21 protein-coding genes are annotated in these 22,612 nt (G+C 63.4%); 16 read left to right on the top strand and 5 right to left on the bottom strand.

Annotation, left to right across the window (positions count from 1 at the left end):
* The first annotated feature begins 406 nt into the window (after positions 1 to 406).
* The 3 genes from DNK06_RS10165 to DNK06_RS10155 are packed head-to-tail and all read left to right on the top strand — an operon-like array spanning position 407 to position 2,980.
* The gene (locus DNK06_RS10165) at positions 407 to 718 is read left to right on the top strand and encodes an ArsR/SmtB family transcription factor (protein WP_131179911.1); all 312 of its coding nucleotides are present in this window, start codon (positions 407 to 409) and stop codon (positions 716 to 718) included.
* 29 nt (positions 719 to 747) lie between these two features.
* Entirely contained in the window at positions 748 to 1,914 is a 1,167-nt protein-coding gene (locus tag DNK06_RS10160; protein ID WP_131179910.1) for an MFS transporter, read from the top strand.
* A 16-nt stretch (positions 1,915 to 1,930) separates the two neighbouring features.
* Positions 1,931 to 2,980, top strand: a complete 1,050-nt coding sequence (locus tag DNK06_RS10155; RefSeq protein ID WP_131179909.1) for an alkene reductase — start codon at positions 1,931 to 1,933, stop codon at positions 2,978 to 2,980.
* Between the two features lie 100 nt (positions 2,981 to 3,080).
* Here DNK06_RS10155 and DNK06_RS10150 read toward each other — a convergent pair whose 3' ends face one another.
* Positions 3,081 to 3,947 (bottom strand): ATPase, encoded by an 867-nt coding sequence (locus DNK06_RS10150; RefSeq protein WP_131179908.1) that lies wholly within the window; start codon positions 3,945 to 3,947, stop codon positions 3,081 to 3,083.
* Between the two features lie 263 nt (positions 3,948 to 4,210).
* On the opposite strand from DNK06_RS10150, the gene DNK06_RS10145 reads away from it, so the two are divergent.
* Positions 4,211 to 4,495 carry a hypothetical protein gene (locus DNK06_RS10145; protein ID WP_131179907.1) on the top strand — a complete coding sequence of 95 codons (285 nt, stop codon included), beginning with the start codon at positions 4,211 to 4,213 and terminating at the stop codon, positions 4,493 to 4,495.
* Here the strand turns inward: DNK06_RS10145 and DNK06_RS10140 are convergent.
* On the bottom strand, positions 4,486 to 5,472 hold the full coding sequence (locus tag DNK06_RS10140) for an NAD-dependent epimerase/dehydratase family protein (RefSeq protein WP_131179906.1): 987 nt from the start codon (positions 5,470 to 5,472) through the stop codon (positions 4,486 to 4,488). The two genes, DNK06_RS10145 and DNK06_RS10140, sit on opposite strands and share 10 nt — an antisense overlap.
* 61 nt (positions 5,473 to 5,533) lie before the next feature.
* Positions 5,534 to 6,427 (bottom strand): LysR family transcriptional regulator ArgP, encoded by an 894-nt coding sequence (locus DNK06_RS10135; protein ID WP_131179905.1) that lies wholly within the window; start codon positions 6,425 to 6,427, stop codon positions 5,534 to 5,536.
* 99 nt (positions 6,428 to 6,526) lie between these two features.
* On the opposite strand from DNK06_RS10135, the gene DNK06_RS10130 reads away from it, so the two are divergent.
* From DNK06_RS10130 to DNK06_RS10115, 4 genes are all read left to right on the top strand, one after another.
* Complete coding sequence (locus tag DNK06_RS10130) at positions 6,527 to 7,129, top strand: LysE/ArgO family amino acid transporter (protein ID WP_131179904.1); 603 nt, start codon at positions 6,527 to 6,529, stop codon at positions 7,127 to 7,129.
* Positions 7,130 to 7,205: 76 nt separating this feature from the next.
* The gene (locus DNK06_RS10125) at positions 7,206 to 8,045 is read left to right on the top strand and encodes an EamA family transporter (RefSeq protein ID WP_131179903.1); all 840 of its coding nucleotides are present in this window, start codon (positions 7,206 to 7,208) and stop codon (positions 8,043 to 8,045) included.
* 201 nt (positions 8,046 to 8,246) lie between these two features.
* Positions 8,247 to 8,828: a superoxide dismutase gene (locus DNK06_RS10120; protein ID WP_131179902.1), complete on the top strand. Its 582-nt coding sequence runs from the start codon at positions 8,247 to 8,249 to the stop codon at positions 8,826 to 8,828.
* Positions 8,829 to 9,115: 287 nt separating this feature from the next.
* On the top strand, positions 9,116 to 11,179 hold the full coding sequence (locus DNK06_RS10115; RefSeq protein WP_131179901.1) for a putative bifunctional diguanylate cyclase/phosphodiesterase: 2,064 nt from the start codon (positions 9,116 to 9,118) through the stop codon (positions 11,177 to 11,179).
* On the opposite strand, the gene DNK06_RS10110 is transcribed toward DNK06_RS10115, so the two are convergent.
* Entirely contained in the window at positions 11,180 to 11,950 is a 771-nt protein-coding gene (locus DNK06_RS10110) for an IclR family transcriptional regulator domain-containing protein (protein WP_131179900.1), read from the bottom strand.
* 142 nt (positions 11,951 to 12,092) lie between these two features.
* On the opposite strand from DNK06_RS10110, the gene DNK06_RS10105 reads away from it, so the two are divergent.
* The 7 genes from DNK06_RS10105 (at position 12,093) to DNK06_RS10075 (ending at position 20,633) form a co-directional block, all read left to right on the top strand.
* Complete coding sequence (locus DNK06_RS10105) at positions 12,093 to 12,905, top strand: shikimate dehydrogenase family protein (RefSeq protein WP_131179899.1); 813 nt, start codon at positions 12,093 to 12,095, stop codon at positions 12,903 to 12,905.
* A 10-nt stretch (positions 12,906 to 12,915) separates the two neighbouring features.
* The gene (locus tag DNK06_RS10100; protein ID WP_278248835.1) at positions 12,916 to 14,661 is read left to right on the top strand and encodes an FAD-dependent oxidoreductase; all 1,746 of its coding nucleotides are present in this window, start codon (positions 12,916 to 12,918) and stop codon (positions 14,659 to 14,661) included.
* Between the two features lie 2 nt (positions 14,662 to 14,663).
* Positions 14,664 to 14,984, top strand: coding sequence for an NIPSNAP family protein (locus tag DNK06_RS10095; RefSeq protein WP_131179898.1), 321 nt, complete (start codon positions 14,664 to 14,666; stop codon positions 14,982 to 14,984).
* Positions 14,985 to 15,105: 121 nt separating this feature from the next.
* Positions 15,106 to 16,848 (top strand): FAD-dependent oxidoreductase, encoded by a 1,743-nt coding sequence (locus DNK06_RS10090; protein WP_131179897.1) that lies wholly within the window; start codon positions 15,106 to 15,108, stop codon positions 16,846 to 16,848.
* A 77-nt stretch (positions 16,849 to 16,925) separates the two neighbouring features.
* Entirely contained in the window at positions 16,926 to 18,248 is a 1,323-nt protein-coding gene (locus DNK06_RS10085; RefSeq protein ID WP_165493642.1) for an MFS transporter, read from the top strand.
* Between the two features lie 38 nt (positions 18,249 to 18,286).
* Positions 18,287 to 19,138, top strand: a complete 852-nt coding sequence (locus tag DNK06_RS10080; protein WP_131179896.1) for a sugar phosphate isomerase/epimerase family protein — start codon at positions 18,287 to 18,289, stop codon at positions 19,136 to 19,138.
* 157 nt (positions 19,139 to 19,295) lie between these two features.
* Entirely contained in the window at positions 19,296 to 20,633 is a 1,338-nt protein-coding gene (locus tag DNK06_RS10075; RefSeq protein WP_131179895.1) for an imelysin family protein, read from the top strand.
* A 57-nt stretch (positions 20,634 to 20,690) separates the two neighbouring features.
* Here the strand turns inward: DNK06_RS10075 and DNK06_RS10070 are convergent, their stop codons facing one another.
* Positions 20,691 to 21,527 carry an NAD(P)H-dependent oxidoreductase gene (locus tag DNK06_RS10070; RefSeq protein WP_207389992.1) on the bottom strand — a complete coding sequence of 279 codons (837 nt, stop codon included), beginning with the start codon at positions 21,525 to 21,527 and terminating at the stop codon, positions 20,691 to 20,693.
* Positions 21,528 to 21,614: 87 nt separating this feature from the next.
* On the opposite strand from DNK06_RS10070, the gene DNK06_RS10065 reads away from it, so the two are divergent.
* Complete coding sequence (locus tag DNK06_RS10065) at positions 21,615 to 22,511, top strand: LysR family transcriptional regulator (RefSeq protein ID WP_131179894.1); 897 nt, start codon at positions 21,615 to 21,617, stop codon at positions 22,509 to 22,511.
* The last annotated feature ends 101 nt before the right edge of the window (positions 22,512 to 22,612 follow it).

Genomic DNA, 22,612 nt, shown 5'->3' with positions numbered 1-22,612 from the left:
GCGCAATCTACGTTGCAAGCTCAAGGCTTAAGGGTGGACACGGCTTGCAGCTCCTCCCCCGATGATCAGTCGGGAACCATAGCCTCACTGAAAGGCTGTAGTCGAGATACAAGGGTGGACGACGCTTCACCTACGCGGCCCGACCCGTCCACCGCTCCACAATCGCAATGGTGGATGAAAAGAGCGTCATCCACCCTACGGAGTGAGCGTCCGCTCCCGCCTTTCTGCTGTCATTGCTCGAAAGATCGTGAACAGGTTCTTAGAGCCTCGGCACGCCGCTAGCGAGGGCCCCTCCCATCACGCCGGTCGATATGCATTATCTGCCTGAACGATCTGTATATCGTTAAGTCCCGATATAAAGTTCGCTGCATCGCGATATAGCGTTGCCCCCCTATCAGGAAAACCGATGAGCACCGACGATATCGATCTGGACGAAGTGATCAAGGCCCTGGCCCACCCGGTACGCCGGGACATACTGCGCTGGCTCAAGGAGCCAGAGGCGCATTTCGCCGAGCAGGATCACCCGTTCGACATCGGCGTGTGTGCCGGCAAGTTCGACGAGCGCACCGGCCTGTCGCAATCCACGGTATCGGCCCATCTGGCGACCCTGCAGCGAGCCGGCCTGGTGACCAGCCGCAAGGTCGGTCAATGGCATTTCTTCAAGCGCAATGACGAAACCATCGCCGCCTTCCTTCGCCTGATCGGCCAAGAACTCTGAACCACAACCTCTTTCCAGGAACTGATGGCATGCCCGCAGCCTTACTCGTTCTCGCCTTATCCTCATTCGCCATCGGCACCACCGAATTCGTCATCATGGGGCTGCTGCCCGAGGTCGCCGCCGATCTCGGCGTCTCGATTCCGGGTGCCGGCTGGCTGGTCACTGGCTATGCCCTGGGTGTGGCCCTCGGCGCCCCCTTCATGGCGCTGGTCACTTCCGGTTGGCCACGCAAGGCCGCCCTGCTCTCGCTGATGAGCATCTTCATCGCCGGCAACCTGTTCTGTGCCCTGGCGAGTGACTACCACATGCTGATGACCGCCCGGGTGATCACCGCCCTGTGTCACGGCGCGTTCTTCGGCATCGGTTCGGTGGTGGCGGCCAGCCTGGTGCCGGCCAATCGTCGCGCCTCGGCAGTGGCGATGATGTTCACCGGCCTGACCCTGGCCAACGTACTGGGCGTGCCCCTGGGTACCGCCCTGGGGCAAGCCGCTGGCTGGCGCTCGACCTTCTGGGCGGTGACCCTGATCGGCGTGATCGCACTGATCGGCCTGTGGATGGCACTGCCGCGCCGCACTGATGAACCGCGCGCCAACCTGCGCAGTGAAATCGCCGCCCTGGGTGGCGGTGGCCTGTGGCTGGCGCTGAGCACCACGGCGCTGTTCGCTGCCTCGATGTTCGCCCTGTTCACCTATATCGCCCCGCTGCTTGGCGAGGTCACTGGCGTTTCGCCCAGAGGCGTGACCTGGACGCTGTTGCTGATCGGCCTCGGCCTGACCCTGGGCAACGTACTCGGTGGACGCCTCGCCGACCGCAACCTGAAGCGCACCCTGCTCGGCGTGTTCGTCGCCATGGCAGTGGTCTCCACCCTGTTCAGCTGGAGCAGCCAGGCGCTGATCCCGGCGGAAATCACCCTGTTTATCTGGGCCGTGGCCGCCTTCGCCGCCGTGCCTGCCCTGCAAGTCAACGTGGTGACCTACGGCGCCGCCGCACCCACCCTGGTTTCGACCCTGAACATCGGCGCCTTCAACCTGGGCAATGCCCTGGGCGCCTGGGTCGGCGGGCTGGTCATCGCTGGCGGTTATGGCCTCACCAGCGTGCCGCTGGCGGCCGCCATGCTGGCCGGTCTGGCACTGATCGCCACTCTGCTGAGTTTTTCTACCCGTACACCCGCACCTCAACCCGTATTCAGCGAATGACCCGAGGATCCTGACCATGACCACACTGTTCGACCCCATCAAGATCGGCGATCTGCAACTCGCCAACCGCATCATCATGGCGCCCCTGACCCGCTGCCGCGCCGACGAGGGCCGCGTACCCAACGCCCTGATGGCCGAGTACTACGTGCAGCGCGCCTCGGCCGGCCTGATCATCAGCGAAGCCACTTCGGTCACCCCCATGGGCGTGGGCTACCCGAACACCCCGGGCATCTGGTCCGATGACCAGGTACGTGGCTGGAGCGGAGTGACCAAGGCCGTGCACGCCAACGGCGGCAAGATCGTTCTGCAACTGTGGCACGTGGGACGGATTTCCGATCCGTCGTACCTGAACGGCGAACTGCCGGTGGCTCCCAGCGCCATCAAGCCTGCCGGCCACGTCAGCCTGATTCGCCCGACGAAGGACTACGTCACCCCGCGCGCCCTGGAAACCGAAGAAATCGCCGACGTCGTCGACGCCTACCGTCTGGGCGCGGAAAACGCCAAGGCTGCCGGTTTCGACGGCGTGGAAATCCATGCGGCCAACGGCTACCTGCTCGATCAGTTCCTGCAGGACAGCACCAACCAGCGCACCGACAATTATGGCGGCTCCCTGGAAAACCGCGCACGCCTGCTGCTGGAAGTCACCGATGCAGTGCTGAGCGTATGGGAACCAGGCCGCGTGGGCGTGCACCTGGCACCCCGCGCGGACAGCCATGACATGGGGGATTCCAACCGCACGGAAACCTTCACCTACGTGGCCCGCGAGCTCGGCAAACGTAACATCGCCTTCCTCTGCGCCCGCGAGCGGGAAGCCGATGACAGCCTGTCGCCAAGCCTGAAGGAAGCCTTCGGCGGTGTGTTCATCGCCAACGAACGCTTCTCCAAGGATCAGGCGAATGCCTGGCTGGCCAGCGGCAAGGCCGACGCCGTGGCATTCGGCGTGCCCTTCATCGCCAACCCGGATCTGCCGGAACGCCTGCGCCAGGGCGCAGCGCTGAACGAGGCGCACAACGAAACCTTCTACGGATCCGGCCCCGTTGGTTACATCGATTACCCGCGTCTGTAATTTTCCGCTGCGCAATAAAAAAGGCCCGCGCTCTCACGCGGGCCTTTTCGTATTCGTATCGGCGCACCAGGTACGTCACCCGGCACGTCGATGGATCATCCTAGCGGGCGTCGATCTGCTGCTGCAGGTTCTGAATCTGCGCCTGCAGGGTATTGACGCTACGCGTGGTCTGCGCGCGGAACGCATCGAACTCGGCGGTACTGTTACCGCTGGCAGCCGGACGATTGTCCAACTGGCTCTTGAGCACCAGCAGATCCTGCTCCAGGCGGTCGATGGCCTGGTTGGAGTTGCCGGCCTTCTTCAGCGCCTCGACGTCACCAGCCAGACTCTTGACCTGCGCTGCCAGCTTGCCGGCATCCGCCTGGCCGCTCTTCAGCGTGGCCAGCTCGCTCTTCACGGCAGCCAGTTCGCTCTTCAGCGTACCCTGCTCGCCGCCCAGTGCCTTCAGCCCGTCAGCGTACTTGCCACTGTCGCCCTGCTGAACCTTGAGATCGGCGGCCAGTTGCTCGATGCGCTTGTCCTGCCCGCTCTGCTGGCCGCCAGCAGCCTGCTGCTGCTTGGTCAGCTCGGCGACCTTGTTCTCCAACTGGCGTACCTGCAGCTTCAGCGCCTCGCTGCCACTGGTGACGCTGGATTCAGCCGCCACCACCTTGCCGGAAATATCCTGGATGCGGCCTGCCGCCTCTTCACTGATACGCGCGAAGCTTTCCTGGGTCGCGACCAGTTGCTGCTCCATCAGGCTGATCTGCTGGAAGCTCCACCAGCCCACGCCGCCCAGGGCGATGCTCAACGCGCCAACCAGCGCCCACAGCGGGCCGGTACTGGCAGCACGCGGCGCGGCGGCAGCCTTGGCAGGCGCGCCAGCACGCACATAGGGCTGCGGCTCGGGGTCGAAATCATCCTGATCACGCCGATCCGGCGTCAGGCTGGGCACGTCATCGAATTCGTCGTGGGCATCGTTGCGCATGTAGAGAAACCTTGAGAAAACCACGGTGGAGGCAGAATGCCTCGCAGTATACCGATTCGCACGTGGCGCTTCAGTGTCGTGCCACCTGGAAGCGGTTGCACCGCTGCGGGGCGTATTGGGCACAGAGACCCGCGTATAGCCGGCCAGTTCCGCAGCCTGTGAACTGGTACACACCTTGCTAACGAATAAGACCGCCAGCACATCGGCGGTCGTGATCACCCGGCTTGAATGACAGCCCTCTTTTCACCAGCACGGGGTAGCACATGGAACTGAATCGAGAAATATTGGACTGCATGAAGAACCTGCGCCGCCGCTTGCGCGAAGAGCTCTCGGTGGAAATCCGCCTCAGCCAGCAGGACGTGGTATCCGCCATGCTAGCCGCCTGCCTGACCTCCAGTGACCGAGAAACCCGCGAACTGGGCCTGCGCCTCGCGCAACTGAGTGACACGCCCATGGCCGAAGAGCTGCCGACACCGCGCGTCGACAACGGTATGCCGCATGCAAGCAGCTCGATACGGATTTATCGCGGCCAGCGAATCTACGCCTGAGCCCGCCACCAGCGACAGAACTCATCCAGCGCCGGCCACAAGCCGGCTTTCGCTTCGTAATCCAGATACTGCTGCGCCTGGCTGATGTCCAGAGAGAAGTTGCGATTCATCACGTCCACGGTCAGACGTGACAACGTCGGCTCGGGGCGTCCCGGCAAGAGACTGCAGATCCCTTCATTGAACGTCGCCACGCTGCGCGCCAGGCCGACCGGCACATGCCGGGTGACCGCTGGCAACTCCAGTTGGCGCAGCACGTAATTGATCACGTCCCAGAGCGGCACCGGTGCCCCATTGCTGATGTTGTAAGCCTTGCCCAGCGCCGGCCCGGCGGCCAGCAAGGCGCTGAGCAACGCCTCGTTGAGGTTGTGCACGCTGGTGAAATCGACCTTGTTCAGGCCATTGCCGATGATCGCCAGACGCTTCTTGCGCTGCATGGCGATCAACCGTGGAAAGATGCTCACATCGCCCGCCCCGGTGACGAAGCGCGGGCGTAGCGCCAGCACCTCCAGGCCAAACTCCTGGGCCCCGAACACGCGCTGCTCGGCGAGAAACTTGGTACGCGCGTAGTGGCTGGAGAAGCGCTTCGGCACCTGCTCTTCGCTCAGACCGACATGATCGTGCCCATCGAAATAGATCGATGGCGAGGACAGGTGAACGAGCCGTCGAACCCGGCGTTTCAGGCACGCCTCGATAACGTTTTCGGTGAGCAGCACGTTACCGCGATGAAAGGTGTCGTAGTGCCCCCAGACACCCACGGCGCCGGCGCAATGCACCACGGCCTCGACATCGCTGCACAGTGACAATGCCAACTGCGGATCGCTCAGATCACCGAGTACGAAGTGCGCGCCGCGGCGTACCAGATGCTCCAGCGCGTCTTCCCGGCGTCCGGTCACGCGCACGTCCAGGCCCTGCTCCAGGGCATAACGGGCAAAGCGCCCACCAATGAAACCGCTTGCTCCGGTGACCAGAATCTTCATCACGCCCTCCGCTCGCTCGTCGGCGCACTATAAGGCCTGACGCTGGGTCGCAGCAGACCACTTACGCCAGTGGCACCAGATAATCGCCCGCGTGCCGCTGCAGATGCCCGGTGAGCCGGTCGAGCAACTCGCCGCCATTGCGCCAGTGGTGCCAGTACAGGGGCACATCGATCGGCCGGTCGACGAGCAGCTCGACCAGTTCACCACTGGCCAGCGCCTCGTGCATCTGCGGCTCGGGCACCATGCCCCAGCCCAGGCCCTCGGCGGTCAGGCGCACGAAGCCTTCGGAGGACGGGCACAGGTGATGCAGGAAGCTGCCCGACAGGCCGAGTTCGCTCAGGTAGCGATGCTGCAATTGGTCATCCGGGCCGAACACGATTGCCGGTACATGGGCCAGCCGCTCGGCCGTGACGCCAGCGGGAAAGTGTCGGGCGATGAATGCCGGGCTGGCCATGGCTCGATAGCGCATGGCACCTAGCGGCAGGCTGCGGGCGCCGGATACCGGCCGCTCCGCCGCACACACACAGGCAGCGACATCGCCGGCGCGCATGCGCTTGAGGCCCACTTCCTGATCCTCGACGACCAGTTCCAGCAGCACGCGATGAGTGGCGCAGAAGTCCGCCACTGCCCTCGCCCACCAGGTCGCCAGGCTGTCGGCATTGACGGCGATGCGCAGCCGCTGGGTTTCACCATCCGCCTCCAGAGCCGGTACCTGTTCCTGCAGATCGCGTTCGAGCAGACGCACCTGCTGCACATGGTTGAGCAGACGACGGCCAACATCGGTGGGGGTCGGCGGCATGGCCCGCAGCAGTACCGGCTGACCGATGCGCGCTTCCAGCAGTTTGATCCGCTGGGACACCGCCGATTGCGACAGTCCCAGCACCTGGGCGCCACGTTCGAAGCCAGCCTGTTCGACGACCGCGGCAAGAGCGGCCAGCAACTTGTAATCGAGCAATCGATTTTCCTAATGAGCGATCAGCAATATTGTTTTTTCTTATACAAGTAATCGCCGCAGACTGATAGCCATCTCCCTCGTTCAAGGATTGCTTTCGTCATGTGGCAAAGCTACAGCAACGGTCTCCTGATCACCGCCGGCCTGATCATCGCCCTTGGCGCGCAGAACGCCTTCGTCCTCGCTCAGAGCCTGCGTCGCGAGCACCACCTGCCGGTGGCGCTGCTGTGCATCGTCTGCGATGCCCTGCTGATCAGCGCAGGCGTTTTCGGCCTGGCGACCCTGCTGCTGCAAAGCGAACTGCTGCTGAGTATCGCCCGCTGGGGCGGCGCGGCCTTCCTGCTCTGGTACGGTGCCCAGGCACTGCTGCGCGCTTGCCGGCCGAACGCACTCGAGGTACAGGGCGGCACGCCCCGCTCGCTGCGCGCAGTGTTGCTGGCGACTCTGGCCGTGACCTTGCTCAACCCCCACGTTTATCTGGATACCGTGTTGCTGATCGGCTCGCTCGGCGCTCAGCAGAGAGTACCCGAGGCCTATGCAGCCGGAGCGGCCAGCGCTTCGCTGATATGGTTCATGTGCCTGGCGCTCGGCGCAGCCTGGCTGGCACCGTGGCTGGCTCGTCCGCTGACCTGGCGAATCATCGATCTGGTCGTGGCGGCGATGATGTTCGCGATTGCCTGGCAGTTGATCGCCAGTCCGCTTTAGAGCCTTCCGCCAGACGGGATTCGAGATTGGCGCCAATGCTATGCTGCGGCCCTCGTCGCAACCTGCCGGAGCCTCTGTGGAAACCAGCGTCTTTCTCATGGTGATCGCCTCGGCGGCCCTGCACGCGGGCTGGAACGCGCTGCTGAAAATCGGCCTGGATCGGTTTCTCACCGCCTCGTTGATCCAGATCGGCGCCGGGGCCGTCGCCTTGCTGGCACTGCCATTCGTGGCCATGCCGAATGCCGCGGCCTGGCCCTGGATCATCCTCTCGGCCCTGCTGCACATCGGCTACAACGTCTTTCTCAGCCGCGCCTATCAATACGGCGACCTCGGCCAGGTCTATCCCATTTCCCGGGGCAGTTCTCCCCTATTGGTGGCCGGACTGTCGGTTCTGCTGCTGGGTGAAGTCCTGCCAGCCGGACAATTGCTCGGGTTGGCGGTGCTGGTCGCCGGCATCTGGTTGATGGCGGTACGCGGTGGTAGCGCCAAAGCCAATGGAGGCCTGCTGTTCAGCGCCCTGATGACCGCCCTGTTCATCGCTGGCTACACGCTGTCCGACGCCAGCGGTGCCCGTGCCAATGGCGACCCGTTGTCCTACTCGCTGTGGCTGTTCGCGGTGAACGGCCTGGTGATGGCGCTGGTGATTCTCGGCCAACGCGGCCCGCGCATCGTTCGCGAGCTGGGCCCACACTGGCGTGCCGGGCTGCTGGGTGGGGCCATGTCGATGTTCGCCTACAGCATCGTCATCTGGGCGATGACCCTGGCACCGGTGGCGCTGATATCGGCCCTGCGCGAGACCAGTGTGGTGTTCGCCCTGCTGATCGGCCGCCTGTGGCTGAAGGAAAGCCTGCCGCCGATCCGCCTGCTGGCCTGCCTGACCATTCTCGCTGGCGTGGCGTTGATGAAACTGGCCTGAGGTGGTTTCACTGGCGATCCGCTTGATCGCCGACGAGGGCTCTAGCACCGCTTTCCCGCACAGTTGCTGCGTGGTTATGCAGTAGCCCCGGTGCTATGATCCCTGCCCTGCGTCGCAAAGGGTACAAATCCGCCGACGTATGTTTGGCCGCCCGTGATCGGCCTTGCGCTCATCGCAACAGACCTGATTAGGAGAATAACCATGGCTTTCGAATTGCCGCCGCTGCCTTACGCACACGATGCCCTGCAGCCGCATATCTCCAAGGAAACTCTGGAGTTCCACCACGACAAGCACCACAACACCTATGTCGTGAACCTGAACAACCTCGTGCCCGGTACCGAGTTCGAAGGCAAGAGCCTGGAAGAAATCGTCAAGACTTCCTCTGGCGGCATCTTCAACAACGCGGCCCAGGTATGGAACCACACCTTCTACTGGAACTGCCTGAGCCCCAACGGCGGCGGTCAACCGACTGGTGAACTGGCCGCGGCCATCGACAAGGCCTTCGGCTCCTTCGACAAGTTCAAGGAAGAGTTCAGCAAGGTCACCATCGGCACCTTCGGTTCCGGCTGGGGCTGGCTGGTGAAGAAGGCCGACGGTTCCCTGGCACTGTCCAGCACCATCGGCGCCGGTTGCCCGCTGACCGCAGGCGATACCCCGCTGCTGACCTGCGATGTGTGGGAGCACGCCTACTACATCGACTACCGCAACGTCCGTCCGAAGTATGTCGAGGCGTTCTGGAACCTGGTCAACTGGGACTTCGTGGCGAAAAACTTCGCTGCCTGACCCCGCCGCCACGCTTGCCTGCAAGCGCACGGTGCTGCATAGAGATGCCCTCCTGATGCGAATCAGGGGGGCATTTTTATCTGCAGGTGCCTATTGCAGCACGCGGCAGATGCGTCAGGATCGACAGGCGTTACTCAATCCTGGAGGCTGTCTCCGAAACAACGCAGTGTCGCAGGCAACCGACACGATTGGATAAACGCCGTGCAACTCAGGTCTTTGACTGCCACCACGACTTTGCCAATACTCAATCCCTATCCGGCGATCGGTATCGCACAAGGAACTGCCATTTGAAGCTGGAACTCAAGCACAGTCTGTCCGTGAAACTGCTTCGCGTGGTGCTGTTATCCGCGCTTGCCGTTGGCGTGGTGCTGAGCCTCGGGCAGATCGTGTTCGATATCTACAAGACCCGCCATGCGATCACCAGCGATGCCCAGCGCATCCTCGACATGTTTCGCGACCCCTCGACTCAGGCGGTTTACAGCCTGGATCGTGAGATGGGCATGCAGGTCGTCGAAGGCCTGTTTCAACATGAATCGGTGCGTCAGGCCTCCATCGGCCATCCCGGTGAGCAGATGCTGGCCGAGAAAAGCCGAGCGCTGGCCGAACCGTCCATCCGCCGGCTGACCGATCCGATCCTCGGCGAGGAACAGCACTTCACCACCCGCCTGGTCGGCCGCGAGCCTTACAACGAATACTACGGCGACCTGAACATCACGCTCGACACCGCCCTGTATGGTGAAAGCTTCATCACCAACTCGGTGATCATCTTCATTTCCGGCGTACTGCGCGCGCTGGCCATGGGCCTGGTGCTGTACCTCGTCTATTACTGGCTGCTGACCAAGCCGCTGACCAAGATCATCGAGCACCTGAGCAGCATCAACCCGGATCGCCCCAGCGAGAACAAGTTGCCCATGCTTCCCGGCAACGAGAAGAACGAGCTCGGGCTGTGGATAAACACCGCCAACCAGTTGCTCGCCTCGATCGAACGCAATACTCACCTGCGCCGCGAAGCCGAAAACAGCTTGCAGCGCATGTCCCAGTACGACTTTCTCACCGGGTTGCCGAATCGCCAGCAACTGCAACAACAGCTCGAGCAGATCCTCGAAGACGCCGGGCGCCTGCAGCGCCGGGTTGCCGTGCTGTGTGTCGGGCTGGATGACTTCAAGGGCATCAACGAACAATTCAGCTACCAGACCGGCGACCAGTTGCTGCTGGCGTTGTCCGATCGCCTACGCAGCCACAGCGGCCGCCTGGGCGCCCTGGCGCGCCTCGGTGGCGATCAGTTCGCCCTGGTGCAGGCCGATATCGAGCAACCCTACGAGGCCGCGGAACTGGCGCAAAGCGTGCTGGACGATCTCGAAGCGCCGTTCGCCTTCGACGACCACCAGGTGCAATTGCGCGCGACCATCGGCATCACCCTGTTCCCGGAAGACGGGGGCAGCCCCGAAAAGCTGCTGCAGAAAGCCGAACAGACCATGACCCTGGCCAAGAGCCGCTCGCGCAACCGCTACCAGTTCTACATCGCCAGCGTCGACAGCGAGATGCGTCGGCGCCGCGAACTGGAAAAGGATCTGCGCGACGCCCTGGCGCTGAATCAACTGCACCTGGTCTATCAGCCGCAAATCAGTTTCCGCGATCACAGCGTGGTGGGCGTCGAAGCCCTTCTGCGCTGGCAGCATCCGCAGCACGGCCTGGTCGCACCGGATCTGTTCATCCCACTGGCCGAGCAGAACGGCAGCATCATCGCGATTGGCGAATGGGTGCTGGATCAGACCTGCCGGCAGTTGCGCGAATGGCATGATCAGGGCTACGCCGACCTGCGCATGGCAGTCAACCTGTCCACCGTGCAGTTGCATCACGCCGAGCTACCGCGGGTGGTCAACAACCTGATGCAGATGTACCGCCTGCCCCCCCGCAGCCTGGAACTGGAAGTGACCGAAACCGGCCTGATGGAAGACATCAGTACCGCCGCCCAACACCTGCTCAGCCTGCGCCGCTCGGGAGCGCTGATAGCCATCGATGACTTCGGTACCGGCTACTCGTCGCTCAGTTACCTGAAGAGCCTGCCGCTGGACAAGATCAAGATCGACAAGAGCTTCGTGCAGGATCTGCTCGAAGACGAAGACGATGCCACCATCGTTCGCGCCATCATTCAGCTCGGCAAGAGCCTGGGCATGCAGGTCATCGCCGAAGGCGTGGAAACCGCGAGCCAGGAAGCCTACATCATCGCCCAGGGCTGCCATGAAGGTCAGGGCTACTTCTATAGCAAACCGCTGCCGGCACGGGAGCTGACCCAGTACCTGAAGCACTCCAGGCGTACCCTGCACCGGGTCAATCCGGCAGCACTGTAATCAGTCCAGTATCGGCCTGAGCAATGCCTGGGCCTCATACAGCGTGGTCAGATGGCGTTGGCACATGTCCTTGATGTCGCCTCGTGACGCGTGGGTGGTGATCGACAGCGTCGCCTTCAAGTCGCCATGGCGATCGCACAAGGGCACCCCCAGAACACGCATGCCCACTTCGTACTCTCCGTCGATGGTCGCGTAGCCCTGCTGTGCGACCTTGGCCACCTCGTCCCCTAACGCCTTCAGCCCTGTCTGTGTATAGGGCGTCAGCGGTTGCAGCGCGACTCGCTGGAAGTAGCTTGCCAGAGCCTCGGCCTCCAGGCTGGCCAGCCAGATACGGCCACTGGCCGTGCAGTACATGGGCACCCGTGATCCTGCCCGAATCGACAACGAGGAAATATGGCTATAGCGGCTACGCACGATATGCACGATATCGTCGCCATCGCGCACGCCCACCGACACGTGCTCACCCGTAGTTCGCGCCACCTGTTCGACAATAGGCCTGAGCATGCGCGGCAATTGCGCCGAGTCCACATAAGCCTGGCCAATGCGCAGCACCCGGGCAGTCAGCCAGTAATTCCTGCCGTCGGTCTCGGCAAAGCCATCGTGTACCAGGGTCAACAGAAAGCGCCGCGCCGCGCTGTTGGTCAGGCCCGCTGCACGGGCCGCCTGGGGCACCGTCAGGCGAGGCGTATCGACACTGAACAACTGCATCAGCGCGAGTCCCTTCTGCAGGCCGGCGATCAGGTCGCGGGGATGGATCACGGGTGTCTTCATCAGCACCTCATTAATCAAATTGATGCGATTATCGCACTGCCAGTGCGATTAACAAGCTGAACAGCTATCAAGCGCGTTGTACTTGCCTGGGTCACGACACACCATCGGTGCCAACAACAACTCCAATTAGCAGGCACCGCCCATGATTACCGGCTCCACCGAACTGATCGCCATCGTTGGCTCGCCCATCGCCCAGGTCAAATCCCCGGCAAACTTCAACAGCTGGTTCGCCGCTCAAGGCGCGAACCTGGCGATGCTACCCATCGATCTACGTGGCCAGTCGCTCGAGACATTCATCGACACCCTGCGTGGCTGGCAGAACCTGCGCGGCTGCGTTGTCACCGTGCCCTACAAGCAGCAGGTCGTCGAACACCTCGACACACTCAGCGAACGCGCCCATGCCTTGCGCTCGGTGAACGTGATCCGCCGCGAAGCCGATGGCAGCCTGGTTGGCGACAACGTCGATGGTGACGGCTTTCTCAATGCCGCGCGCCAGCAGGGTTTCGAGGCAACAGGCAAACGCGCACTGGTGATCGGTGCCGGAGGTGTCGGCAGTGCCATTGCCTATTCGCTGTGCCAGGCCGGTGTCAGCAGTCTCGATCTGCTCGATCCCAGCAGCGAGCGCTGCGGCGCCCTGGTCGAACTGCTCGGCAGCGCTTTCCCGAACATACCCGTAGGTATCAGCGCCAGCAGCTCGCTGAGCGCGTTCGAGCTGCTCGTCAATGCATCTCCAGTGGGCATGGGCGACAGCGGCGAATTGCCGCTGTCGCAGGCATTGCTCGACACCCTGGCGCCATCCACCCATGTCGCCGATGTGGTCACCTCGCCAGAAATCACGCCCTTGCTGGCATGCGCCCAAGCCCGCGGCTGTTCGATCCAGACCGGCCCGCAGATGGCACTGGCCCAGCTCGGCAACCTCGGCCACTTCATGGGTGTGACGCCACTGCATTTGTGAGGAGCTTGTCGTGAACATAGCGACGCGGATACCCGCTACAACACAACCGGTGAACCCCACCAGCGACTATGACCTGATCGTACTCGGCAGTGGTGCCGCGGGTTTTGCCGCGGCCGTGACCGCCTCCGGCAAAGGCCTCAAGGTTCTGCTGGTGGAGAAAGCGCAACACTTCGGCGGTACCTCGGCTATCTCCGGTGGCGCGGTCTGGATCCACGGTACCGACCAGGCCAGAGAGGCCGGCGTCGACGACAGTCCCGAGGCCATGCGCAGTTATCTGCAGAGCGTCATCGGCCGTGGCTACCAGGCAACGCTGGTGGACACCTTCATCGAACGCGGACATGAGGCCTTGCGCTGGCTGGAGAAGCACTCGCAGCTGAAATACAGCCTGCGCCCACTCTCGCCGGACTACTACCCGGACGCTCCGGGCGGCACCGAGCGTGGCCGTGCCCTGGAAGTGCTCGAATACGATGGCAGCGAGCTAGGCGAGCAGTTCAAACACCTGAAAATGCCGCCAGCCGGCATGCTGCTGTTCGGCGCGATGATGGTCAACCGCGTCGATATTCAGCACTTTTTGAGCTTCCGCCGTTCACCGAAGTCGCTCTGGCACTGCTTGAAACTGATGGCCCGCTATGCCCGGGATCGCCTCCAGCATCCACGCGGTACGCGCCTGACCACTGGCAACGCCCTGATCGCACGGCTCGCCACCACGGCCTTCGCCAACGGCGTCACGCTATGGCTGGAAAGCGAAGCGCAGTCGCTGATCGTCGAAAATGGGGCAGTGCTCGGGGCACGGATCAAACATGCGGATGCAATCGAAGAGGTTCGTGCACGCGGTGGCGTGGTCTGTGCCATGGGCGGTTTCGCCGCTGCTCCGCTGGCTGCAGCCTACCGCCCTGCCAGCGAACAACCGCACCTGAGCATGTCGCCCGACACCAACAGCGGCGATGGTCTGCGCCTGGGCGAAGCGGTAGCGGCGGCCAATGGCGAGGCACTGGCCGCCAACTTCTTCTGGGCACCGGTTTCCGAGGTGGTGCACGCCAATGGCGAGCATGAGCGCTTCCCGCATCTGGTCACCGACCGCGCCAAACCCGGCGTGATCGCGGTGAACGCGGCTGGGCAGCGCTTCGTCAACGAATCCGACTCCTATCACCACTTCGTACAGACCATGTTCGCCACCGGCAATCATGTCTGCTGGCTGATCTGTGATGCCACGGCCATGAGCAAGTACGGCATGGGCCTGGCCCGTCCGAGCCCGGTGGACAACAGTGCCCTGATCGAAGCGGGCTACCTGTACAAGGCCGACAGCGCCGCACAACTGGCACGCGACCTGGGAATGGATCCCCAGGCCCTGCAGCAGACGCTCGAACGCTTCAATACCGATGCGCGCGCAGCCGTCGACCGTGAATTCGGCAAGGGTGGCAACAGCTACAACCGCTACATGGGCGATCCGCAACACCGACCGAACGCCTGCCTGGCGCCACTGTTACGTGCGCCCTTCTACGCCATACGCATCCACACCGGCGACCTCGGTTCGGCACGCGGCCTGGTTACCGATAGCCATGCCAACGTGTTGAACACCTCGGGTACCCCCATACCCGGCCTGTACGCCGTGGGTAACGACATGAACTCGATCATGGACGGCACCTACCCGGGGCCGGGGATCACCCTCGGCCCCGGACTGACCTTCGGCTATATCGCCGCCACCCACATCGTCGAGCGCTTGCACTCGGTGGTTTCGCAACGTCAGGAGAACTGAACATGTACTACGAACTGCGCACCTACACCCTCAAGCCCACCAAGCTGGCCGACTGGCTGGCGCTGTACCAGAGCGACGCACTGGCGGTACAGACCGAGCACCTGGGGCAGTTGGTGGGTTTCTTCACCACCGAGTTCGGCGAGGCCAACCAGGTGGTGCATATCTGGGCCTACGACAGCCTGGACGAACGTGCGCGACGTCGTGCCGCCATGGCCGCCGACCCACGCTGGGCAACATTCGGACGCAAGAACAAGGAACTGGATGCAGTGGTTACGCTCGACTCGCGAATCCTGCGCCCGACCGGCTTCTCGCCACTGCAGTGATGCCACCCGGGCGCACGCTGCCGAGCGCCTGAAAACCGGATAGCGAACCACGCCTACGACAGGCCCAGGTCTGTCGTACGGGTTCGCTCGGCCAAAACACAAGAACAATGAGAGACAGGCCATGCGACAGCTCGACTGCGACGTACTGGTGATCGGCTCCGGCGCTTCCGGCCTGGCGGCAGCGGTAACCGCTGCCGAGCACGGCCTGGACGTACTGGTGGCGGAAAAGGCTGCACAACTGGGTGGCACCAGCGCCTGGTCTGGCGGCTGGTTGTGGATACCGCGCAATCCGCTGGCACGAGCCGAAGACATTAGCGAAGCGGATGACGCCCCCGAGCGCTACCTGATGGCACAACTCGGCACCACTCATCTCGACGAGCGCCAGCGTGCATTTCTCGCCCGCGGCCCGGAGATGGTCGAATTCTTACACACCCGCACTGCGGTGCAGTTCTACTCCGGCAGTCGCATGCCCGACATGCATGCCGGTGACGGAGCCTCTTCGGGCGGCCGCTCACTGTGCGCACAAGCCTTCGATGGGCGGCTGCTGGGTAACTGGCTGCCTCTCCTGCGCCCGCCACTGGATATCGTCAGCCTGTTCGGCATGGGCATCGCTGGTGGTGCGGATCTGAACGCCTTTTTCAATTCTCGCCGTTCCCCCAAGGCTGCGATGCACGTTGCCAGCCGCCTGTGGCGTCACTTGGGTGATTGTCTACGGTACGGGCGCGGTCAGCACCTGGTCAATGGCAATGCCCTGGTCGCGCGCCTGCTGCGTAGCGCCCTCGACCGCAAGGTAAGGCTGCTGACCAGCAGTCCCGCCCAACGGCTGATGTACAGCAACGGGCGTGTCAGCGGTGCCGTTCTGCATCAGAGGGAAGGCGAATTACAGGTCAACGCACGACGCGGTGTGGTACTGGCGTGCGGCGGCTTTCCCCATGATCGGCAACGAATCGCCCAGTTGATTGCCCATGCCCCAGACGGTAGCCAGCACCATAGCGCCGCCCCTGCGGAAAACAGTGGCGATGGCTTGCGCCTGGGTGAAACCGTTGGCGCTCGGGTAGACGCCAACCTGCCCTACGCCGGCGCCTGGGCACCCACCTCTCTGGTGCCACGCAGCGATGGCAGCATCGGCCACTTCCCACACCTGATCGACAGGGCCAAGCCCGGCTTCATCGCCGTGCGCCGTGACGGTCGCCGCTTCACCAACGAGGCCGATTGCTACCACGATTTCATGAATGCCCTGATCACCGCGACGCCTGCCGGCGAGCCGGTCGAAGCCTGGCTAATTGCCGATGCACGCGCCCGTTGGCGCTATGGCATCGGCTGGGCCAAACCCTTGCCGTTCAGTAATAGTTACTACCAGCGCTGCGGCTATCTGCTGCGCGGTAACGATGCTGAGGATCTGGCCAGTCACTGCGGCATCGACGCCAACGGCCTCAAGACCACCCTGGCACGCTTCAACCGCTTCGCGGTACGGGGTGAAGACCCGGACTTCCAGCGCGGCAGCTCGGCCTACAACAAGGCCCAGGGTGACCCCCTGCAACAGCCCAACCCATCCCTGCGTGCGCTGCGCGGGCATCTATACGCCGTGAAACTGGTAGCCGGAAGCCTTGGCACCTTTGCCGGCCTGCACACGGATGCCGAAGCACGCGTTCTGGATGCCGGCAACCGGCCCATTGCCGGATTGTTCGCCGTGGGCAACGACATGAACAGCGTGATGGCCGGCCACTACCCCAGTGGCGGTATCACTCTCGGGCCTGGCATGACGTTCGGCTATCTGGCCGGCCTGGCACTGTCCGGTGCGCACCCTCACCCCCCGGTGCCAGCCACCAACACCGACACCTGCCTGGAGAGCCCCACCATGTAGCCATCCATTCACACCTTGCCTGCCCCGAAGCAGCACAACCGCTCGCCAACAATTTCAACAAGAACGGGTAATCGATCATGAATCAGACACACACCGAGCGGCTCCGAGCCGCCTCGCCGCATGCCTCCATGGCCAGCAAGATGCGCAGCGCCCTTGCCGTTGGCAAGACCCGCTGGGGCATGCTCGCCCTGGTGTTCTTCGCCACCACGTTGAACTACATCGACCGCGCCGCACTGGGCGTGATGCAACCGGTGCTGGCCAAGGAAATGAACTGGACGGCGATGGACTACGCCAACATCAACTTCTGGTTCCAGGTCGGCTATGCCGTAGGCTTCGTCCTGCAGGGGCGCTTCATCGACCGGGTCGGGGTAAAGAAGGCGTTCTTCCTCGCCGTGCTGCTCTGGAGCCTGGCCACCGGTGCCCATGGCCTGGCCACTTCGGCATTCGGCTTCATGATCTGCCGTTTCGTCCTCGGCCTCACCGAAGCCGCCAACTACCCGGCCTGCGTGAAAACCACCCGCACCTGGTTCCCGGCCGGCGAACGCGGCATCGCCACAGGCATCTTCAATGCCGGCACCAATGTCGGCGCCATGCTCACGCCCATGCTGCTGCCGCTGATCCTGCACCTGTGGGGCTGGCAGGCGGCTTTCATGGGCATGGCTGCCCTGGGCTTCGTGTGGCTGCTGTTCTGGGGGCTCAAGTATTACAACCCAGAAGACCACCCGAGCCTCAAGGACAGCGAGCGCGCCTACATCCTGCGCGACCCGGAACCCGAGCCGGTGCGCGTGCCGTTCAGCCGCATCCTTACCATGCGCGGCACCTGGGCCTTCGCCATCGGCTACACCCTGACCGCCCCGGTGTTCTGGTTCTACCTGTACTGGCTGCCGCCGTTCCTCAACCAGCAGTACGAGCTGGGGATCAGCGTCACTCAACTGGGCATTCCGCTGATCATCATCTGGCTGACCGCCGATGTCGGCAGCGTCGGCGGCGGCGTGCTCTCGTCCTGGCTGATCGGCAGGGGCATGGCGGCGGTCAAGGCACGCCTGCTGTCGATGCTGGTGTTCGCCACCACCATCATCAGCGTGATCTTCGCCGCCAACGCCAGCGGCCTGTGGGTCGCGGTGCTGGCCATCGCCCTCGCCGTCGGCGCGCACCAGGCCTGGAACGCCAATATCTGGAGCCTGGTGATGGACTACACGCCCAAACACATGATGAGCACCGTATTCGGTTTCGGCGGCATGTGTGCAGCGGTTGGCGGCATGTTCATGACGCAGATCGTCGGCCATGTACTGACCGTGACGAACAACAACTACACCGTACTGTTCACCATGATCCCGGCGATGTACTTCGTCGCCCTGGTCGCACTGTTCTTCCTCGCTCCCCGGCGCATCCAACAATAACCAAGGTACGGGGGTGCGAGCCCCCGGCTGGAGTAACCATGAGTCACTTTCCCCTTGCCATCAACACCATCAGCGACACCTGGCACATCCCCATGGAGGACTCACTGCAGCGTCTGGCCAGCCTGGGCTACCGCACCTTCGATGTCATGGTCAGTCCAACCCACCTGGACACCGAACGCATGACGCCCGCCGAGCTGTCCCGGCTACGGCGCTTGCTGGAAACCCACGATCTGCACATCTTCGCCCTGACCGCGCAGAGCCTGGATCACAACCTGGCCAGCCCGCGTGAAGAAATCCGCGCGATGAGTATCGCCTTCAAACGCTCGCTCATTGATATCGCCTACCACCTTGGCATAACCGGCATCGTCACCGTCAGCGGCCGCTACAACCCGCTCAACGCCCCGCCACGCGAGCAGCTAGAAGGCTGGTTGCGCAGCAGCCTCGAAGCCCTGCTGCCTTACGCCGAAGCACACGGCGTGAAACTGCTGCTGGAAAACATCCCCATGGGCGTGTTGCCGCGAGCAGAGGACATGCTCGCCTGGGCAGACGACTTCGACAGCCCGGCCCTGACACTGTGCTACGACGTCGCCAACGGGCACTTCATCGGCGAGGATCTGGCCGCCGCGCTGCACTTGTGCGCACCGCGCCTGGATCACCTGCATCTGTCGGACACTACCCGCCAGGCCTGGCGCCACGACCCGCTCGGTCACGGCACGGTGGATTTCGCTGCCGTTGGCCAGGCACTCGCCAGCATCGATTATCGAGGCATGAGCGCACTGGAAATCCTTCACCCACAAGCGGATCCCCTGATTCAGCAGGCTCATCGGACGCTGGCCAAGCTGGGCTGGACGGCTCCCGAGCAACCCGACGGAGGCGGCCATGCGGCCTGATCAGACAATGGTTCGTGTATGGCGGGAAGCGCGTAGTACGGCTGTCTTTTTCCAAATATGTCACACGACCCTTTGCGCAAAATGCAAATCTTTCGCATTATGTGCCGGTTAACGTGCACCGCCACGTACGCCCCATCAACACGCAAAGGATTTCGTCATGATTCGTATGCCCCTGGCTTCTGCCAGCCTGCTGGCCATCGCCATTGCCCTCGCCGGTTGCGGCGAAGACAAGGCGCCTGCCAACCAAGCCGCCGCCCCGGCGCCAGAAGCCAGCACCAGCAGTGCTCCAGCAGCGGCCGGTGCCTTCGACGAAGCTGCAGCGAAAGCCGTGGTCAAGCACTACGCCGACATCGCCTCCGCCGTGTTCGACGATGCGGCCAGCACCGCCAAGACCCTGCAGACCGCCATCGATGCCCTGCTCGCCACACCGAATGACGAAACCCTGAAAGCCGCACGCGAAGCCTGGCTGGCCGCACGCGTGCCGTACATGCAGAGCGAAGTGTTCCGCTTCGGCAACACCATCGTCGACGACTGGGAAGGCCAGGTTAACGCATGGCCGCTGGACGAAGGCCTGATCGACTATGTCGCCGAAGACTACCAGCACGCCCTGGGCAACCCCGGCGCCAGCGCCAACATCATCGCCAACACCGAGATCCAGGTCGGCGAAGACAAGCTCGACGTCAGCGAGATCACCCCGGATCTGCTGGCCAGCCTGAACGAACTGGGCGGCTCCGAAGCCAACGTCGCCACCGGTTACCACGCCATCGAATTCCTCCTCTGGGGCCAGGATCTGAACGGCACCGGCCCGGGTGCCGGCGAGCGTCCGGCCAGCGACTACCTAGTCGGCGACGGCGCCACTGGCGGCCACAACGAGCGTCGCCGCGCCTACCTGAAGGCCGCTACCGAACTGCTGGTTGCCGACCTCGACGAAATGGCCGGCCAGTGGAAAGCCGGTGTTGCCGACAACTACCGCGCCACCCTGGAAGGCGAGTCCGCCGAAAACGGTCTGCGCAAGATCCTGTTCGGCATGGGCAGCCTGTCCCTCGGCGAGCTGGCAGGCGAGCGCATGAAGGTCGCGCTGGAAGCCAACTCCACCGAAGACGAGCACGACTGCTTCAGCGACAACACCCACAACTCGCACTTCTACAATGGCAAGGGCATCCGCAACGTCTACCTGGGCGAGTACAAGAAAGCCGACGGCAGCCCCCTGAGCGGCCCGAGCCTGTCCGAGCTGGTGGCCAAGGCAGACGCCGCAACCGACAGCACCCTCAAGGCCGACCTCGAGGCCACCGAAGCCAAGCTGCAGGCCCTGGTCGACAGCGCCAACAACGGTCAGCACTTCGACCAACTGATCGCTGCCGACAATGCCGAAGGCCAGCAACTGGTACGCGATGCCATCGCTGCCCTGGTCAAGCAGACCGGCGCCATCGAGCAAGCGGCCGCCAAGCTGGGCATCAGCGACCTCAATCCGGACACCGCCGACCACGAGTTCTGATCCGGCGCGACACGCTGTAAAAGCAGGCCGATGCGAAGCGATTCGCATCGGCTTTTTTCATTTCGCCAGGCTGACGACGTCCTGTTCGGCGGGTTCACGCCCAGAACAGCGTGGTTCCCGCTCGACATGAACCTCGAAACCGGATCGTCCTGGCGCCAGCTCAGGCCGCAGCGTCAGTTCCGGAATGAGATAGTCCCCGGCATTCTGCTTGCGGAACGCCAGGGGCGCAGTCGTCCAGAGTGCATCCAGGCGCTCTCCCAGCGCAGCGCAGGCCTGCGCAAAACCGGCTTTGTCGATCCGGTTGGCTCGGTAGATCACATGGGGCGGCAGTACCTCGAAGCCCGGGTAGAAGAGGACGCCATGCTGGATCGGGAACAGAATGTCGTCGATCGGGCCGTTGATTCCGCGGGGCCCGTAGTGCGGCGCCCAACCTCCGATCGTCACCACCAGCATGGCGCGCTTGCCCGCCAGTACGCCTTCGCCATAGCGATCACCCCAGTGCGTATCCGAGTGTTCGCCCACGCCGAAGCCGAAGCCGTCCGTATACACACGATCGACCCAGCCCTTGAGGATGGCTGGCATCGAGAACCACCACAGCGGGAATTGCAGGATGACGGCATCCGCCCAGCGCAGCTTTTCCTGCTCGCCAGCGATGTCGGCACGCAGCGTGCCGCTCTCCAGTGCCCGCCGCAAATCCAGCGACGGATCGAAGCGCGCAGCACTGTGCCGCGTACCGCTGTCATTCGCGTCCAGCATGGCCTTCCACTGCATGGCGTACAGATCGGACACCTGCACGGTATTGCCGGTAGCCTCCAGGCGTCGGATGGCGAAGTCCTTGAACGAACCGTTCAAGGATCGAGGCTCGGGGTGGGCATAGACGAGAAGGACATTCATGGCACGCTGCTCCAGTAAATAGATGGGCACACCCTAAGCCCCCCTGAGATATAGTTGAAATTGATTTCCAGTATTCCAGGTATTGCCATGCACAATTCCTTGAGGCGTCTCGACCTGAATCTGCTGGTCACCCTGGATGCCCTGCTCGCCGAGCACAATGTCACCCGGGCAGCCGAGCGCCTGCACCTGTCCCAGCCATCGGTCAGCGTGCATCTGGCCAAGCTGCGCGAGGCCCTTGGCGACCCGTTGCTGTTGCCCGGGCCACGGGGAATGCGGCCAACGGCACGGGCGGAGGAGTTGCGCGAACCGCTGCGCCAGGCGCTGGAGTCGCTGCAACGGGCGGTGTCGCCGTCCAGCCCCTTCGATCCGGCCAAGGCCGACAACACCTGGCGCGTAGCCGCGTCCGACTATAGCGAGTCGACCATCCTGCTGCCGGCGTTGTCCGGCTTGCGTTCGGCAGCGCCCGGCACCCGCCTGGCCGTTCTGGACATGCCGCCATCGCGCATCGCCGGGCAAGCCGAACGGGGCGAGATCGACCTGGTGTTGCGTACCCGTGACGAAGCGCCTGCGTCCCTGCGCCACCGCTTCCTGTTCAGCGAGCGCTACGTACTCGCCGGCCGCGCCGGACATCCTCGCTTGCAGCGCCGGCCGACACTGGCGCAGTTCTGCAAGCTCGACCAGGTGATCGTGTCGCCGGACGGCGGCGGCTTTCAGGGGGTAACGGATACGCAGCTGGCAGAACGGGGCATGAGCCGACGGGTCGCCCTGTCCGTTCCGCACTTCCTGTTCCTCGGCGCGGTGCTGGCCAGCACCGATCTGGTGGCGGTGGTGCCGTCGCGGCTGGTACGCGACAACGCCGCGCTGCAAGTGGTCGAACCTCCCCTGGAGGTACCAGGCTTCGAGATGCTCATGCTCTGGCACGAACGTATCCACCGCGACCCGGCCCATCAGTGGCTGCGCGAACACATCGTGAAGTCGGTATGAGCGGCCCCGCCGCTTCATCCAAATACACCGGCCCGTAGCATCGCGACGCCTGCTCTTACGACGTACACGGCCATGGGCGGTTTCAACGAACCCTAACGCAA

Source organism: Phytopseudomonas daroniae (assembly GCF_004327285.1).
GTDB lineage: Bacteria > Pseudomonadota > Gammaproteobacteria > Pseudomonadales > Pseudomonadaceae > Aquipseudomonas > Aquipseudomonas daroniae.
The sequence above is the reverse complement of the archived record's forward strand: the minus strand, read 5'-3'. Positions and strand labels throughout refer to the sequence as shown.

Bases quoted from the DNA above. Each gene is read 5' to 3' on its own strand.
- DNK06_RS10070 (WP_207389992.1), bottom strand. From the start codon at position 21,527: ATGAATGTCCTTCTCGTCTATGCCCACCCCGAGCCTCGATCCTTGAAC.
- DNK06_RS10095 (WP_131179898.1), top strand. From the start codon at position 14,664: ATGTACTACGAACTGCGCACCTACACCCTCAAGCCCACCAAGCTGGCC.
- DNK06_RS10130 (WP_131179904.1), top strand. From the start codon at position 6,527: ATGTGGCAAAGCTACAGCAACGGTCTCCTGATCACCGCCGGCCTGATC.
- DNK06_RS10080 (WP_131179896.1), top strand. From the start codon at position 18,287: ATGAGTCACTTTCCCCTTGCCATCAACACCATCAGCGACACCTGGCAC.
- DNK06_RS10085 (WP_165493642.1), top strand. From the start codon at position 16,926: ATGAATCAGACACACACCGAGCGGCTCCGAGCCGCCTCGCCGCATGCC.
- DNK06_RS10145 (WP_131179907.1), top strand. From the start codon at position 4,211: ATGGAACTGAATCGAGAAATATTGGACTGCATGAAGAACCTGCGCCGC.
- DNK06_RS10165 (WP_131179911.1), top strand. From the start codon at position 407: ATGAGCACCGACGATATCGATCTGGACGAAGTGATCAAGGCCCTGGCC.
- DNK06_RS10155 (WP_131179909.1), top strand. From the start codon at position 1,931: ATGACCACACTGTTCGACCCCATCAAGATCGGCGATCTGCAACTCGCC.
- DNK06_RS10090 (WP_131179897.1), top strand. From the start codon at position 15,106: ATGCGACAGCTCGACTGCGACGTACTGGTGATCGGCTCCGGCGCTTCC.
- DNK06_RS10065 (WP_131179894.1), top strand. From the start codon at position 21,615: ATGCACAATTCCTTGAGGCGTCTCGACCTGAATCTGCTGGTCACCCTG.
- DNK06_RS10110 (WP_131179900.1), bottom strand. From the start codon at position 11,950: ATGAAGACACCCGTGATCCATCCCCGCGACCTGATCGCCGGCCTGCAG.
- DNK06_RS10105 (WP_131179899.1), top strand. From the start codon at position 12,093: ATGATTACCGGCTCCACCGAACTGATCGCCATCGTTGGCTCGCCCATC.
- DNK06_RS10120 (WP_131179902.1), top strand. From the start codon at position 8,247: ATGGCTTTCGAATTGCCGCCGCTGCCTTACGCACACGATGCCCTGCAG.
- DNK06_RS10075 (WP_131179895.1), top strand. From the start codon at position 19,296: ATGATTCGTATGCCCCTGGCTTCTGCCAGCCTGCTGGCCATCGCCATT.
- DNK06_RS10160 (WP_131179910.1), top strand. From the start codon at position 748: ATGCCCGCAGCCTTACTCGTTCTCGCCTTATCCTCATTCGCCATCGGC.
- DNK06_RS10150 (WP_131179908.1), bottom strand. From the start codon at position 3,947: ATGCGCAACGATGCCCACGACGAATTCGATGACGTGCCCAGCCTGACG.
- DNK06_RS10140 (WP_131179906.1), bottom strand. From the start codon at position 5,472: ATGAAGATTCTGGTCACCGGAGCAAGCGGTTTCATTGGTGGGCGCTTT.